Origin of the sequence: Glaciecola punicea ACAM 611 (genome assembly GCF_000252165.1) — a bacterium.
GTDB lineage: Bacteria > Pseudomonadota > Gammaproteobacteria > Enterobacterales > Alteromonadaceae > Glaciecola > Glaciecola punicea.
The window spans coordinates 360660-375081 of sequence record NZ_BAET01000007.1 but is presented as its reverse complement, the minus strand read 5'-3'; the positions used below and the strand labels follow the sequence as shown (position 1 = coordinate 375081).

General features: G+C 41.8%; 16 protein-coding genes and 3 tRNA genes. 9 read left to right on the top strand and 10 right to left on the bottom strand.

Going from position 1 to position 14422, the window contains the following annotated elements:
- Positions 1–26: 26 nt before the first annotated feature.
- From pgsA to GPUN_RS04005, 9 genes are all read left to right on the top strand, one after another.
- Positions 27–599 (top strand): CDP-diacylglycerol--glycerol-3-phosphate 3-phosphatidyltransferase, encoded by a 573-nt coding sequence (gene pgsA, locus GPUN_RS04045; RefSeq protein WP_040520270.1) that lies wholly within the window; start codon positions 27–29, stop codon positions 597–599.
- A 116-nt stretch (positions 600–715) separates the two neighbouring features.
- Positions 716–791, top strand: a tRNA-Gly gene (locus GPUN_RS04040).
- Positions 792–884: 93 nt separating this feature from the next.
- Positions 885–958: transfer RNA gene (locus GPUN_RS04035), tRNA-Cys, on the top strand.
- A gap of 36 nt (positions 959–994) precedes the next feature.
- Positions 995–1081 (top strand) — tRNA-Leu (locus tag GPUN_RS04030).
- Positions 1082–1198: 117 nt separating this feature from the next.
- Positions 1199–2077, top strand: a complete 879-nt coding sequence (locus GPUN_RS04025; protein ID WP_006003660.1) for a sulfurtransferase — start codon at positions 1199–1201, stop codon at positions 2075–2077.
- A complete protein-coding gene (locus tag GPUN_RS04020; protein ID WP_006003657.1) occupies positions 2074–2697 on the top strand; it encodes a LysE family translocator in 624 nt (207 codons plus the stop codon). Before GPUN_RS04025 ends, GPUN_RS04020 begins: the two co-directional genes overlap by 4 nt.
- A 70-nt stretch (positions 2698–2767) precedes the next feature.
- Positions 2768–3568 (top strand): DUF975 family protein, encoded by an 801-nt coding sequence (locus tag GPUN_RS04015; protein WP_006003655.1) that lies wholly within the window; start codon positions 2768–2770, stop codon positions 3566–3568.
- Positions 3561–4361, top strand: coding sequence for a glucosaminidase domain-containing protein (locus tag GPUN_RS04010; protein ID WP_006003653.1), 801 nt, complete (start codon positions 3561–3563; stop codon positions 4359–4361). Before GPUN_RS04015 ends, GPUN_RS04010 begins: the two co-directional genes overlap by 8 nt.
- Complete coding sequence (locus GPUN_RS04005) at positions 4358–5020, top strand: DUF2987 domain-containing protein (protein WP_006003651.1); 663 nt, start codon at positions 4358–4360, stop codon at positions 5018–5020. The genes GPUN_RS04010 and GPUN_RS04005 overlap by 4 nt, the downstream gene beginning before the upstream one ends.
- Before the next feature lie 18 nt (positions 5021–5038).
- On the opposite strand, the gene rssA is transcribed toward GPUN_RS04005, so the two are convergent.
- The 10 genes from rssA to ccoN form a co-directional block, all read right to left on the bottom strand.
- Positions 5039–5989, bottom strand: coding sequence for a patatin-like phospholipase RssA (gene rssA, locus GPUN_RS04000; protein WP_006003648.1), 951 nt, complete (start codon positions 5987–5989; stop codon positions 5039–5041).
- A gap of 79 nt (positions 5990–6068) precedes the next feature.
- The gene (fnr, locus tag GPUN_RS03995; protein ID WP_274378074.1) at positions 6069–6800 is read right to left on the bottom strand and encodes a fumarate/nitrate reduction transcriptional regulator Fnr; all 732 of its coding nucleotides are present in this window, start codon (positions 6798–6800) and stop codon (positions 6069–6071) included.
- 6 nt (positions 6801–6806) lie between these two features.
- Positions 6807–7478 (bottom strand): sulfite exporter TauE/SafE family protein, encoded by a 672-nt coding sequence (locus GPUN_RS03990; protein ID WP_006003644.1) that lies wholly within the window; start codon positions 7476–7478, stop codon positions 6807–6809.
- The gene (ccoS, locus tag GPUN_RS03985) at positions 7478–7756 is read right to left on the bottom strand and encodes a cbb3-type cytochrome oxidase assembly protein CcoS (protein WP_006003642.1); all 279 of its coding nucleotides are present in this window, start codon (positions 7754–7756) and stop codon (positions 7478–7480) included. Before ccoS ends, GPUN_RS03990 begins: the two co-directional genes overlap by 1 nt.
- Positions 7757–7805: 49 nt before the next feature.
- On the bottom strand, positions 7806–10274 hold the full coding sequence (locus tag GPUN_RS03980; protein WP_006003640.1) for a heavy metal translocating P-type ATPase: 2469 nt from the start codon (positions 10272–10274) through the stop codon (positions 7806–7808).
- A 49-nt stretch (positions 10275–10323) separates the two neighbouring features.
- Positions 10324–10815 carry a FixH family protein gene (locus GPUN_RS03975; protein WP_040520132.1) on the bottom strand — a complete coding sequence of 164 codons (492 nt, stop codon included), beginning with the start codon at positions 10813–10815 and terminating at the stop codon, positions 10324–10326.
- 160 nt (positions 10816–10975) lie between these two features.
- Positions 10976–11926, bottom strand: a complete 951-nt coding sequence (ccoP, locus tag GPUN_RS03970) for a cytochrome-c oxidase, cbb3-type subunit III (RefSeq protein ID WP_006003635.1) — start codon at positions 11924–11926, stop codon at positions 10976–10978.
- A 4-nt stretch (positions 11927–11930) separates the two neighbouring features.
- Positions 11931–12146, bottom strand: a complete 216-nt coding sequence (locus tag GPUN_RS03965; protein ID WP_006003633.1) for a cbb3-type cytochrome oxidase subunit 3 — start codon at positions 12144–12146, stop codon at positions 11931–11933.
- An 11-nt stretch (positions 12147–12157) separates the two neighbouring features.
- Positions 12158–12763 carry a cytochrome-c oxidase, cbb3-type subunit II gene (gene ccoO, locus GPUN_RS03960; RefSeq protein WP_040520130.1) on the bottom strand — a complete coding sequence of 202 codons (606 nt, stop codon included), beginning with the start codon at positions 12761–12763 and terminating at the stop codon, positions 12158–12160.
- The gene (gene ccoN, locus GPUN_RS03955; RefSeq protein ID WP_040520128.1) at positions 12760–14205 is read right to left on the bottom strand and encodes a cytochrome-c oxidase, cbb3-type subunit I; all 1446 of its coding nucleotides are present in this window, start codon (positions 14203–14205) and stop codon (positions 12760–12762) included. The genes ccoO and ccoN overlap by 4 nt, the downstream gene beginning before the upstream one ends.
- Positions 14206–14422: the final 217 nt, after the last annotated feature.

The window sequence follows — 14422 nt, the reverse complement described above, 5'->3', positions numbered from 1 at the left end:
TTGATAAGAGAAATACAGCCGCTGTGATATGGACTATTCCCAATTTAATTACGCTATTGAGAGTTTTATTAATTCCTGTCTTTGTATCAGTCTATTTTCTTGACTGGAAATGGGCATTTGCGGTCGGCGCATTTATATTTTGGCTAGCGGCTATTACCGACTGGGTTGACGGTTATCTTGCTCGTAAATTAGAACAGTCTAGCCCGTTTGGGGCCTTTCTTGATCCCGTTGCCGACAAGCTTATTGTATCGGCCGCTTTACTTATGATTACCCACCAGTACGCCTCTGTATGGATCACGATTCCTGCCATTATATTATTAATGCGCGAAGTATACATATCGGCGCTGCGAGAATGGATGTCACAATTAGGGGCTTCTGATTTAGTTGCAGTAAGTTTTATAGGCAAGGCTAAAACGTTAATCCAAATGCTAGCGCTTATTGGTTTATTAGCAGGTCCAGGACTGCATGAATTCATAAACTTTCAGTTTTACTGGGTCATACTCGGCAAACTACTTTTATACGCAGCAGCAGTACTGTCTATATGGTCAATGGTAGTGTATACAATACCCGCTTGGAAAACGTTGCTGGCGCAAAAATAGCAGCCTAATCACACTTTTGCGGGTAATTGTTCAAAATTTGATTGAACAGTGTTTTTTAGTAAGATTTGTAGTTGACACCCTTTAATTTGCATGTAGAATGCACGGCTCGTTTCAGGGCGGGAATAGCTCAGTTGGTAGAGCGCGACCTTGCCAAGGTCGAGGTCGCGAGTTCGAATCTCGTTTCCCGCTCCAATCTCTTTTTATAGATTCTTGCAAAAGAATCTGCACAAGGAGATTTTCTGAAATGAATAACGCTTGGTCTGCTAAGTGTTTGCATTGTTTTGCGGCGGAATGGCAGAATGGCTATGCAGCGGATTGCAAATCCGTGGATCTCGGTTCGACTCCGGGTTCCGCCTCCAGATTTTGTGCAAGACATAATGAGTGAAATATGCGTTGCCCGGGTGGTGAAATTGGTAGACACAAGGGACTTAAAATCCCTCGCTAGCAATAGTGTGCCGGTTCAAGTCCGGCCCCGGGCACCATTCTACCTCCAACTCATGTGTAAACTGTAATTCAGATAGACATGCCAAATAGGCCTATTTGACAAGCACACAGTTTACATACAACATCATGTAAAACCACATCAATTATGGATTTATATGCCCCCTACAAATACTCTAATATCCCTTAGTGATTTCAATTTGTTTTATGCTAAAGCAAATAGCAGTAAAGGCACACACGTCAAAATATTGTACACTACTATGCGCGACGGCCCAGGTCTTAAACCCGATATTGTGCGGTCACATTCCAATAGCTATATTCCAAAATCAATTTTATTTGATTTTCAAGTACAGTTTGCCGATCCCCAAAGTGAGTTGTCAAATACTATGGTCGATATTCATAAGTTTGCGAATGAAGCCGACTCACTTGGTATCCAAAATACAGACACCCTTATAATTTATGATGACTATGGCAACTTCTGCGCGTCAAGAGTTTGGTTTATGTTCAAATCGATGGGCCATAAAGATGTACGCGTACTCGATGGCGGCCTACCTGGCTATTTGCGTGCGGGTTTACCCACTCAAGATGCGCTACATACGCCCGTGGCAAACCTAAAGTCGACATACACCTGCGTATTAGATCCTGCATTTAGTTTTGTCGGCAAAGACTTTATAAACAATAATTTACAAGCTAAAACCACAACGGTATTAGATGCAAGAAGCGAAGAACGCTTTTTAGGGCTAAGTCCTGAGACAAAACCAAATGTGAGAGCAGGGCACATTCCTAATTCAAACAGCATTCATTACGTCAATATACAGGATGAACACGGCCACTTTTTACCACTGCAAGCATTAAAAGAAGTGTTTGATCCTTATAAGGGCGCGCCACTAGCATTTACCTGCGGAAGTGGCGTTACGGCCTGCATTCTGGCCCAAGCAGCATATATAGCTGGCATAAATGAAATAAAGGTATATGACGGTTCTTGGTCGCAATGGGGTGCCGATAGCAGCTTACCTTTATCAACAGGCAATACATGAATATTGATGCAGGCGTTTGGGCTGCAATCGCCCTGATGCATTTTGTTGCGGTTATTAGTCCAGGTCCCGATTTTGCGATAGTGCTAAAGCAGTCACTGCAAAAAGGACTGCGTCCTGCATTATGGACAAGTTTAGGTATTGGGTCGGGTATTTTACTACACGTTGCATACTCTATTTTTGGAGTAAGCTTGGTCATCGCCACTACACCTTGGCTCTACCAAACCTTACTATATTTAGCCGCAGCCTATTTCATATGGCTAGGAGTGTCAGCATTGCGCAGTAAGCCTAGCAGTCTCAAAGATGAATCGCCTGAGCAGCGCACTAAGTCTATTTGGTACAAAGCTTTTGGCATTGGTTTTCTTACCAATGGCCTAAATCCTAAAGCCACATTATTCTTTTTAGCTCTTTTTACCGCTGCCATTCCCATTGACACAAATTTAGCCACCAAAACTTTTTACGGTGTTTATTTAGCCCTAGCAACAGGTGCCTGGTTCTGTTTTGTGTCTTATATCACCAATTTCAAACAAATACGCGACAGCTATCAGTCACATGGGCACTGGTTTGATCGAGCGATGGGACTAGTATTGATAGTCATGGCAATAATACTGCTATGGGCATAGCACCTAATCACAATAGTTTGCTATAATTAGTGCATATATTCTTATAAGCTTAACGTAACTAAAGAGCGATATGTCAGAAAATAATACGCCACCACCTGAAAACAATCACTCTTCACCCAATGAGCCTGCTGCTGAAAATGGTCGCTTCAATGGATTTAATGGCGGCTACGATTTTGATATAAAAAGCATCCTCAAACGAGCCCACACGCTTTCTTCACAAAATAATTGGACCTTGGTACTAGCCTTAGCCTGCATTTGGGCTACCACTTTAGCTATCTATTTAGTATACATCGACGCTTTTGGCATTACTGACATAGCCTTACTTATTACGCCAGAATCGCCGTTAACACAAACACAGCAAGTCATGATAGAGCTAACCTTAACGTTCGCCTTAGCCCCTTTATGGACAGGCGTGAATATGCTAGCAATAAACACTATGCGAGACAAATCGGTACCCGTTTTTAGTATATTTCAATACTTTCGTTTACTGCCCGCTCTTGCACTTGCGTCTATTTGTGTCGATATTTTGTTTACTTTTGGCTTTACGTTGTTTTTTATTCCTGGTTTTTATATATTTGCAGTAACCACTTTTACCTTGCCTTTGATTGCAGACAAAAAAATACGACCACTTAAAGCAATTATGTGTTCCATTAAAATGAGCAATGTGTATATTTGGAAAATGTTACAACTATATTTGATATTTTTAGCTATGCTAGTTGTTGTGTTTATTAGTTTTGGAATTGCGTATTTGTGGATTGGGCCTTTGTATTTCAACGCTAAGGCTGTTTTATATCAAGACTTATTTTGTATAGATCAATCTTCAGAGTCTGATGAGTCATCAATTAAAAATGAAGGATTATTCAATGCATAAGTTTAAAATAATATCGATTGCACTTGGCTTTGTACTTCTATTAATTATTGGTTTGATGTACTTTCAACCTCAACCTGATGAGTTTAACGATATTCCTAGCGTTAAAGAAGTTGCCACTATTGAGCATGCTTATAAACCTGTACCTGACTTTACCCAATTTACGCAAGTCAGAGATAAAAAAGAGGCTTTTTTTAGCTATCTAAAACCCGTTGCCGAAGCGCAAAATGACTATATACGCAATGTAAGACTCTATGTGCAGGGCTTGCAGGCGAAACAGCTAGCAGGGGAAGACTTTTCACGCAAGCAGCAAGCGGAGTTCGATTGGTTATTAAACGAGTACCGCGTTGACACAAGTCAATCATTTGACGCTATTTTTACAGAGCTATTTCGCAAAATTGATATAATACCAGTCGAATTAGTACTTGTGCAAACCGCAAATGAATCAGGCTGGGGCACCTCACGTTTTGCCACAAAAGGGTACAACTTTTTTGGTTTATGGTGTTTCAGAGAAGGCTGCGGCTTCGTGCCGAGCAGACGCCCCGACGGTGCAGCTCACGAAGTGGCCAAGTTCGATGACCTCTCCAGTGCCATGTATGCCTACATGAGAAATTTAAATAGTCATCCTGCATACAAAGACATGCGTAGAATACGCGAAAAATCACGCATGAATCAAAAACCAATTACCGCGCACGCAATGGCCGAAGGTTTGATCAGATATTCTGAGCGCGGTGAAGAATATATTGATGAACTACACCATATGATGAGAATAAACGAGGAATTAATTAATCCATGATTGTAAGAATAGGCAAGACCTTTGCGATAAGCTTAACAATAGTAATAATGTCGCTAAGTGCGTCAAAAACGGCAAAATCTGAAGAATTACAAGTTGCTTACAAAACGTTTTACAGCCATGTTAAAAAATTGGATTCACAAGAAACGAATGCGCTGCAGTTCGCATTTGGATTTATGAATATTCGGACCAAATCATTATGCCAAATAAACAGTGCAAGAATCAGCACTGAAAAACAGCAAATCCCTATAGAAATTACGCCGGAATATCGATTTACATTGCCATCTGAAAGGGCACTTAGGCTCGCAGACGCCGTTGTCATCCTCGATTTAACAGAGCCCTCTAACATTTGTGATATATCGGTACAGTTAGAGACAAAACCAGAGCATGTAAAATCTAGTTATACGAGCCAAGAGTTAGATTTATTGTATGACCAGTTCGCCACATTTTTTGATGATATCGGTGGTTTTATGTCGTTTATGATGCCCGAAGTTGACGGTTTAACGATTCAATTTAAAGACAAAAACTTAACGGCAGCGCTGTCTAATGGCATGCAAATAAAGGATGGCAAGCTAATATTGAGTTCTAACGAACTACCAATATTAAACAACGTGATATTACCAAGCGTCCCTTTACGTATTACGGCTAAAACAAGTCGTTAAGCCTATTTTATAATGGCTTTACTGTATTAGTAGGGCTTTCTTATCGGTGCCTTCTGTTCTGTCCGACTTTCCTACTAAATTTAATTGAAACTCTATTTGCTGCGCTAATCTGTTGACTGCGTCTCGGCCTTTTTGAGATAGCTCTTGGGCGCGGTGAAACTCCAACAAGCTCACATCCCTTAACTGAGGCTCAATAAGAAGGTCAGGCGGATCGCCTGCCAAACGAGAACGGGTTACCCTAGCCTGTAAAATTTCCAGTGAGCTACTCATTACACTCACAATTCCCGGTGCCTGCAGTTTATTTGGCTTAGGATCAGGAGAGAACCACTGCTTCACGAGGCCACCGCTGGCATTACCCAAGAGTTTGTCGGTTTTGAGCTGATTCGCTTGGTGTTCCTTTTCAAACTTTTCAATTAGCTGTGGTCTAAAGTCAGCGCTTAAATTAATCGCAATGACAAAATCAGCGCCTAATTGCCTGCATTGATTCACTGGTACGGGATTTACTACCGCGCCATCTACAAGCCAACGACCTTCATGTTCTACAGGCGGAAAAAGAGCAGGAATAGCGCAGGATGCTTTAATAGCATCGTTCACTTCGCCTTGATTAAAGACCACTTCTTTACCCGAATATAAATCGGTAGCAACGGCTGTAAACGGAATGTTCATTTCTTCAAATGTAGGCGCACAAAATTCTTCTTTATGCTTAATAAAAACTTTTTGACCACTGGCTAGGCCGCCGCGCTTAAAGCCTATTCCCAATAGGCTAAATACCTGCCATTCAGACAGCGTGAAAGCCCATTCTTCCAGTTCGTCTAGTTTACCGCTAGCGAATGCTGCCCCCACGTATGCGCCTATGGAACAGCCGGCTACCACGTCAATCTTCACGCCGAGATCTTGCAGGGCTTTGATGATGCCAATGTGGGCCCAACCTCTGGCTGCACCTGCGCCTAATGCTAATCCTATTTTCATGTTGTCTCTATGTTGGTCGCGCAGTTAACGGTTTTCTTTCGCTAATTTTGATATCGTTCATAGCAAATATGCTGCTGCATTAGCGAATATGCTGCTGCACACCATCAAAGTTGGTAATGGTGATTAACTTGCCGTTAACTTGAATTAATCCGTCTTTTTGAAAACGCGTTAATAATCTCGAAATTGTTTCAACCGTTAAACCTAAATAATTACCAATTTCACTTCTGGTCATTGGTAGATTAAATTGCTTGGCTGAGTACCCTCGCTCATTAAAACGCTGCGATAAGTGATTAATAAAATACAGCAGTTTCTCTTCAGCGCTTCGCTTACTGAGCAGCATCATAAACTCTTGGTCGTGTTTTATTTCAGAACTCATAAAACGCATAATTTGTTTCCTAAGCTTTGGGTACTGGCTGGCCACTTGATCAAGTGTTTCATAATGTAGCTCGCATACCATAGCCGTTTCTAGCGCCTGTGTATTACTCTGATGGATGTCATTTTGAAGCGCATCGAAACCTATGATATCACCTGGAAAATGAAAGCTTGTGAGCTGTTCAACACCATTTTTATCGCTAATGTAGGATTTAAATGAACCAGAACGGACTGCATATAAGGAGTGGAATTTATCGCCTGCATTAACGAGTTTGTCATTTTTATGCAAAGGCCTTTTGCGTTCAATAATATCATCTAAAGATTCAAGTTCTTGTTCGTTCAGGCTAACAGGCAGGCATAAATGGCTAAAGCTACAGCTTTGACAGTTAATAGCGACTTCAGTGTTAGACATAAATGCTAATTCCTTTTTACGGTTTATTATTCATTATAATGCCACACCCTTGAATAAATCGACAATCAAATATAGCGCAAACAAGAACAATATGCCGGCAATACCTAATCGTGTTGCTTTGTGCTGCAGAATTGGGATTAAAAAACTCGCTCCCATACTAGACGCTACCAGCGCTGGTAGTGTCCCTATCCCGAAACAAAGCATAAACAGTCCGCCTTGTAAAAAGCTACCGCTAGCTAAAGACCAGGTGAGCGCGGAGTATACTAAACCACAGGGTAGCCAACCCCATACCATGCCATATAGGAAGGTATGGGCAGGGCTCTTAAATGGGATTAGTTTTTTAGCGACAGGGGCTAAGCGTCGCCATAAACGAGCACCTGCTTTTTCAAAGTGTATTAAGCCTTTATACAAGTCACTAATATAAAGTGCCAACAGCAATAAAAAAACAATACTTAGGCTTTGTAGTATTAACAACCCGGTCACAACAGAGGAAGTAAACAAGCTGCCGAGCCACCCAGTTACCGCGCCTGCAATAGTATACGAAAATACTCTGCCTGCGTTATAGCATGCTATATAAGGGGTATGGGATTTATTTTTAGGAATAGCAAAGGTAAAGGCACCTGCAATACCACCGCACATTCCAATACAATGAACACCTCCTGCCAAGCCAATCAGAAAAGCCGATAAATAAATATACTCTGACACTATGACTTGCTTTTATTGATGGGCGTTTTGCTTTTACTGTTGGCTTCACCTGTTGAAGAAGCTTTGTCTAAATCAGCGTCGTCATTTTCAACACTTTTGTTAGTGCTTGATTTCGCGCTATTTGTGTTATTTGGCTGTATGTCGTCATCAAACAAAATACTGTAGCCCTGACGTTCTAAATCATCGAACTGATTAGATTTTACCGCCCAAAAGAATATAGCAATGGCTATAGCTACTATAATAATTGCCAGCGGTATTAATACATAAATTATGCTCATTACTTAGTTCTCATCGCATTGCCCTTATTAAACAGTATTCATTAGACATTTAACGCATCAGCCGGGTTGAGTTATAAACCACAATTATAGAGCTTAACGACATGCCAAGCGCTGCCTGCCATGGTGTTAACCAACCCACGACGGCAAATGGTAACACCGAAATGTTATAGCCTAAAGACCAAGCTATATTTTGTTTGATTTTGCGTTTTGTCCGTTTAGCCATCGTAAGCACATCTACCACCGACTGTAGCTTTGGATTAAGCAGTATGACATCAGCAGCGTTCTTGGCCAAATCAGAGGCATTGCCAACCGCTATTGAGACATCCGCCGCCGCCAATACAGGTGCATCGTTTATGCCGTCGCCTAACATTACTACGCGCTTTTTATCTGCCTGTAACTTGCCAATATAGTCGAGTTTGTCTTTTGGGGTGCTATTACCCACCGCATTTTTGATACCTAATTCGATGGCAATGCTGTTTACATTTACCTGTGTGTCACCGCTTAAGATGGTGAGCTCATGCTGCGACAGCTGGCGCACAATATCTAAGGCGTCTGGATGCACTGTATCCGTTACCCAAAAAGCGGCTAATACAACGCCACCCGACGACAGCAGTACATTTGCACCTTTAATTGCCTCACCAATTTCACGGCTTAGTGGCGCATTTAGTGAAGATAATATCATTGATTGACTGCCTAACAGATAATGCTGTTGATTTACGGCAGTCTTGACCCCTTCGCCAATACTCACGGTATAATCACTTATTGAGAAATCGTTACTTGAAAATTCAGTATCATTATTGTCGTGTATATAACGCTCGAAAGCTTTCGAAATAGGATGCTCTGAGCGAGACTCTATGCAGTTAGTTAATGCCATTACATAGGGTTTAACAGTGTCTTTTTGGATATCAAAGTGAGTTTCACTGATTGGGTTTATCCACGTGCGTGCAATTGCAAATTCTCCGCGAGTCAGTGTGCCGGTTTTATCAAACACAATGTCGGTGGTTTGTGTCAATTGCTCTAAAGCATCAGCTCTTTTGAGCAATATTCCCAGTTCGTTAAGTTTCGCCATGGCGCACGTTAACGCTGAAGGCGTGGCCAAGCTGAGTGCGCAAGGACAGGTAGCAATTAAGATTGAAATAGCAATCCAAAACGCATGCGGATCGTTTTGCATCGTCCAGTACGAATAAGTTAAAGCTGCTATAACAAGCACCACCACCACAAAATAGCGGGATAGTTTGTCAGCAATTGCAGCTACTTTGGGTTTATTCGCCATTGCCAATTCTTGCAAGCGCAGTATTTGGTTCATCATTGCATATTTAACAGAGGCTTCTACCTCCATTACAATAGAGTCTTGTTGGTTAAGCGAGCCTGCATAGATTCGCTGACCGACCGTTTTTATCACAGGTTCAAATTCACCAGTCAACATAGATTCATCAAAATAACTTCTGCCTTCAGTAATCTGACCGTCTACTGGCACTGTTTCACCTGCTTTCACTAACACTATATCGTCTTTAACGAGCTGTTTTGCCAATACTGACACAAAGCCATCTGCTGTTTGCTTTTGCGCAGTAACGGGGATAAGTTTTAGCATATTGGCAGAAGTAAGCGATGCTTTATGGCGTGCTCGATGTTCTAAGTAGCGTCCTATTAACAAGAAAAATATGAACATACAGATGGATTCAAAATATACTTCACCCGTGTTTTTATTTACCACTCGTATGCCGGCTATATAAGTGGCTACGATAGCAATTGTTACAGGTACATCCATATTAACCGTGCGCGCCATCAGCGCTTTAAATGCACTCACATAAAAAATACTGCCTGAATATAACACGACTGGCGTCGTCAGCAGTAAACTTACCGCGTTGAAAAAAGACACCGTTTCATCTTCAAGACTGCCTAGTACATCGAAATATTGCCCCATAGCCAACATCATAACTTGCATAGTCATTATGCCTGCAAGACCTAACTTTTTAATAAACGCTTTTTGTTCTTTTTTATAAGAAGCCTCATGTCGATCAGGCTGAAAAGGTAAAGACTCGTATCCAACCGACTTTAGCCTAGACAGCACACCCGACAGCTTTAATAAGCTTTCATCCCAACTAATCATCGCTCTGCGAGATGACACGTTTACCGATACCTGCTTTATACCGTCTAATTTAGCCAACTGTTTTTCAATTAACCAACCACAAGCAGCGCAGGTTATACCTTCAACTGTTAGCTGAATAGATTTATATTTACCTTCCTCAAACACAAATTCTTCTTGCAGCTCAGGTTCGTCGTAAACCGCCAATTTTGACATAGTATTGTCAAGCGCTGCGTCGCCTCGAGCAGCAGGCTCTGTACGAAACTCGTAATAACTTTCCAAACCGTTTTCAACAATGGCTTGGGAAACCGCTTGACAGCCAGGGCAGCACATATGGTGAAGAATAGATTGAATTGTAGTAGGGAACGCGTTGCCTTCGGTATTGGGCAAACCGCAGTGAAAGCAGTGACCAGATGTTATTACGATGCTCATTAACGACTCTTAATATACCTTGTGCCGCTTGTAAAAAGCGGCCGTTTAATTAGGGATTAAATTTAAATGCCTGACGCTGCGGTAGACTCAGTTTTTTCTGAACTTTCCAAACGTCATCTATAGGGTGCAGACGTAAACGCCATTTGCCTTGAATTGGAAACTCTTCATTATTTCTATATATACCAGCAGCATCACGTGTTAACAGGACAGTAAAATCCTTAAAGTCTTGTGTAACGTGAAAAAAATCTAGTACTAAGGCTTCGCCTGTGGGAGGCGCTCCGCTGATGAATTCCAGTGTAATGCTACCATCTTGCACATCTAAAGTAGTTTGTATATTTAGGGCAATCGCATTTTCGATTTTATCGAGTCTTGCGTTAATTGCTCTGCCTTCTTTGTAGTAATCATCTGCAACAAGGGAATTAGTGCCATCATATGCAAGGCGAATTACTTGTGATCCCACCATCATGGAGGAAAGCGGGATAGCCATTAGAAACCACGGCCAAAAGTGCTTATACCAAGGTTTTGTGTCTCTTTCTTGCATAAATATCCTATAAAATATCGCCCATTAAGATAGGTGATATTATTGGTGATGTGCGCTGCGTAGAATGCGCAGCGCACTTTCTTTATTTTAATTAAAAAAGCCTCGATAAACGAGGCTTTTTGTATCATTTTTCAACGGATAAGCCGATTAAATAGTTCGCTTATTTAGACAAACTATAAACGTAGGCAGATACAACGTGGATCTTATTTTCACCCAACGTTTTGTCAAACGCTGGCATAACACCGTTACGACCGTAGTTTAGCGTTTCAGTTACCGCACGCTCACTGCCGCCATATAACCATATGTTGTCGGTAAGATTAGGAGAACCAATCATTTGATTGCCTTTACCATCCATTCCGTGACAGGCCGCACACGTAATGAATCGTGCTTTGCCTGCTGTGGCAAGTCCTTGGTCTACGACTCTTCCACTAAGGCTTAATGTGTAAGCAACAATCTCTTTAATTCCTTGTTCACCAAAAGGTGCTAACCAGCCAGGCATGGCCCCTTTACGGCCGAGTATTAAGGTTTCTTTTATTTTGTCACCAGAACCGCCATATAGCCAGTCATTGTCGCGTAAGTTAGGGAAGCCACCACGCTGACCAGCACCGTCTGAACCGTGACACTGTGCACAATTCTGTAGGAATAAACGTTTACCTACCTGAATAGCCTCTTCATTTAACGAAAGCTCTTCAACAGGTGTTCTTGCATACTCTTCAAAAATAGGATCAAATCTTTCTTGTGCTCTTTTAATCGTAATTGCATATTCATTAAGGTTATCTTCAGCGATATCTAGCAAGAGTTCTTCTTGGGATTGGGCCAGCGTTAATATACCTTGATTCGAACTTTCCCAGCCTAAAAGACCCTTGTAGGCGCCCAAGCCAGGATAGGCGATTAAATAAAGCACGCCCCAAATCATGGTGAGATAAAACATATTAGTCCACCATTTAGGGAGTTGATTATTTATCTCGGTAATGCCATCGAACTCATGGCCCATTTCTTCACCTTCAGCAACACCGGTATTATTCGATAGAGTCCATGCCAAAAGGGCCCAGCAGCCTACAATTGTGCCTAGGCTAATTACACTGATCCATATTGTCCAAAACATAGTCATTTAATTATGACTCCTGATCTTTTTTGCTTGACTGATTGTTATCTTGCTTCTCTTGCTTCTCTTGCTTCTCTTGCTTCTCTTGCTTCTCTTCTTCAAAAATGATGTTCGCGGCGTCATCAAACTTATCTTTATTTCTTGAGTTGAAGGCCCACCAAATAGCACCGATGAAGGCAACAAACACGATAACAGTATATATACTTCCTATAATACCCTGGTCCATTTCATCACTCCTTATTGTAAGTGTGTACCAAGGGACTGAAGATAAGCAATCAACGCTTCCATTTCGGTTTTACCTTCAACAGCCGCTTTTGCTCCTGCAATATCTTCTTCTGTGTAAGGAACCCCTAGCATTTTGTTTACTTCTAATTTTCTCGCGGTATGTTTACCAGTGAGAATATTCTCCGCTAACCATGGGTAACCAGGCATGTTTGACTCTGGTACCACGTTACGTGGATTAATTAGATGTACTCTGTGCCACTCATCACTATAACGTTCACCTACACGCGCCAGATCAGGGCCAGTTCGCTTAGAACCCCATAAGAAAGGGCGTTCCCATACTGACTCACCGGCTACTGAGTAGTGGCCGTAGCGTTCTGTTTCTGATCTGAAAGGGCGGATCATTTGGCTGTGACAGCCAACGCAGCCTTCGCGTATATAAATGTCACGGCCTTCCATTTCAAGAGCTGTGTAAGGACGCAGGCCCTTTACAGGTTCAAGTACCTGCTGCTGAAACATCAGCGGCAGTATTTGCGCCATAGCGCCAAAGCTAATGGCGATTAGCACTAAAATGGTCAGTAAGCCGACATTTTTTTCAATCAACTCATGTGGATTCTTCACTTAGCACCCCCTATAGCAAGACTGGCGTCTATTGTATCTTCTTGTACCTTTGGTGCAGCAATTGTCTTGTAACAGTTGTAAGCCATAATAAGCATCCCCGTGACTACAAATAAACCACCAATAAAACGAACTACGTAAAAAGGTTTAGAGGCTTCTAACGATTCTACAAACGAGTAGGTTAAGGTACCGTCTGAGTTGACAGCACGCCACATCATACCTTGAAGTACTCCACTCATCCACATGGCTACGATATATAAGACGACGCCAATTGTGGCTAACCAGAAATGCACGTTTATCAGTTTAGTGCTATACATTTTAGGCTGGCCGTACAAAATAGGCACTAAGTGATAAACCGAGCCTATAGTAATCATCGCTACCCATCCTAGTGCACCAGAATGAACGTGACCAATTGTCCAATCGGTATAGTGTGACAGCGCATTTACTGTTTTTATCGCCATCATTGGACCTTCAAACGTAGACATTCCATAGAACGACAAAGATACAATTAAAAAGCGTAGTATGGGGTCAGTACGAAGCTTATGCCAAGCGCCCGAGAGGGTCATTATGCCGTTTATCATACCGCCCCAAGAAGGTACAAATAATATGATTGACATAACCATGCCTAAAGATTGAGTCCAATCAGGCAGTGCTGTGTAATGCAAGTGATGCGGGCCGGCCCATATATATAAAGAAATAAGTGCCCAGAAATGTACTATTGACAAGCGATATGAGTAAACTGGGCGCCCAGCCTGCTTGGGTACGAAGTAGTACATCATGCCTAAGAAACCAGCGGTTAAGAAGAAACCTACGGCGTTATGTCCATACCACCACTGCATCATTGCGTCTACTGCGCCGGCGTAAAGGGAGTAAGACTTAAACATTGACACAGGAACCGCCATACTGTTACCAATGTGAAGTACTGCTACCGTAAGCATGAATGCGCCTAAGAACCAGTTTGCAACATAGATATGCGAGGTCTTTCTAATCACTAATGTACCAAAGAAATTGATACAGTAGGCTATCCAGACTATTGCAAGTAGAATATCAATTGGCCATTCTAGTTCTGCATACTCTTTGCTAGAGGTTAATCCTAAAGGCAAGGTAATAACCGCAGACACAATTACCGCTTGCCAACCCCAGAAGGTGAAAGCTGCTAACTTGTCACTGAAAAGCCTTGTTTGGCAAGTTCGCTGGACAATATAATAACTGGTGGCGAATAGAGCGCACCCACCAAAAGCAAATATTACCGAATTAGTGTGCAGTGGACGTAACCGAGAGTATGTTAAATAGGGAATGTCAAAGTTTAACGCTGGTGCAAAAAGCTGTGCAGCCAGCAAAACCCCAATTGTCATTCCGACAATACCCCATACAACCGTCATGATCGTGAACTGCCTAACTACCTTGTAATTGTAATCAGGGTGAACCTGGCTTGTTTGACTCATTTTTTGAAACTTCCGCGTCGAGAAATAGTAGAAAACTTAACTTGTGATAATTAGCTTGTATAGTATCTTACACTGCTTGAATAGTATAAAAACCAGTAAACTAAGCACTCGTCTGGGTATAATATTAATATTTTTAAATACAAAAAGATACTTTAGTTGCCTAAGCTTTGATCTTGGTCAATAAAGGAATCTTTACGGTAAATTTATTGTGAATAAA

Coding starts and splice junctions, on each gene's coding strand:
- GPUN_RS04025 (WP_006003660.1), top strand. CDS start 1,199: ATGCCCCCTACAAATACTCTAATATCCCTTAGTGATTTCAATTTGTTT.
- GPUN_RS04020 (WP_006003657.1), top strand. CDS start 2,074: ATGAATATTGATGCAGGCGTTTGGGCTGCAATCGCCCTGATGCATTTT.
- GPUN_RS04015 (WP_006003655.1), top strand. CDS start 2,768: ATGTCAGAAAATAATACGCCACCACCTGAAAACAATCACTCTTCACCC.
- GPUN_RS04010 (WP_006003653.1), top strand. CDS start 3,561: ATGCATAAGTTTAAAATAATATCGATTGCACTTGGCTTTGTACTTCTA.
- GPUN_RS04005 (WP_006003651.1), top strand. CDS start 4,358: ATGATTGTAAGAATAGGCAAGACCTTTGCGATAAGCTTAACAATAGTA.
- rssA (WP_006003648.1), bottom strand. CDS start 5,989: ATGAAAATAGGATTAGCATTAGGCGCAGGTGCAGCCAGAGGTTGGGCC.
- ccoS (WP_006003642.1), bottom strand. CDS start 7,756: ATGAGCATAATTTATGTATTAATACCGCTGGCAATTATTATAGTAGCT.
- GPUN_RS03980 (WP_006003640.1), bottom strand. CDS start 10,274: ATGAGCATCGTAATAACATCTGGTCACTGCTTTCACTGCGGTTTGCCC.
- GPUN_RS03975 (WP_040520132.1), bottom strand. CDS start 10,815: ATGCAAGAAAGAGACACAAAACCTTGGTATAAGCACTTTTGGCCGTGG.
- ccoP (WP_006003635.1), bottom strand. CDS start 11,926: ATGACTATGTTTTGGACAATATGGATCAGTGTAATTAGCCTAGGCACA.
- GPUN_RS03965 (WP_006003633.1), bottom strand. CDS start 12,146: ATGGACCAGGGTATTATAGGAAGTATATATACTGTTATCGTGTTTGTT.
- ccoN (WP_040520128.1), bottom strand. CDS start 14,205: ATGAGTCAAACAAGCCAGGTTCACCCTGATTACAATTACAAGGTAGTT.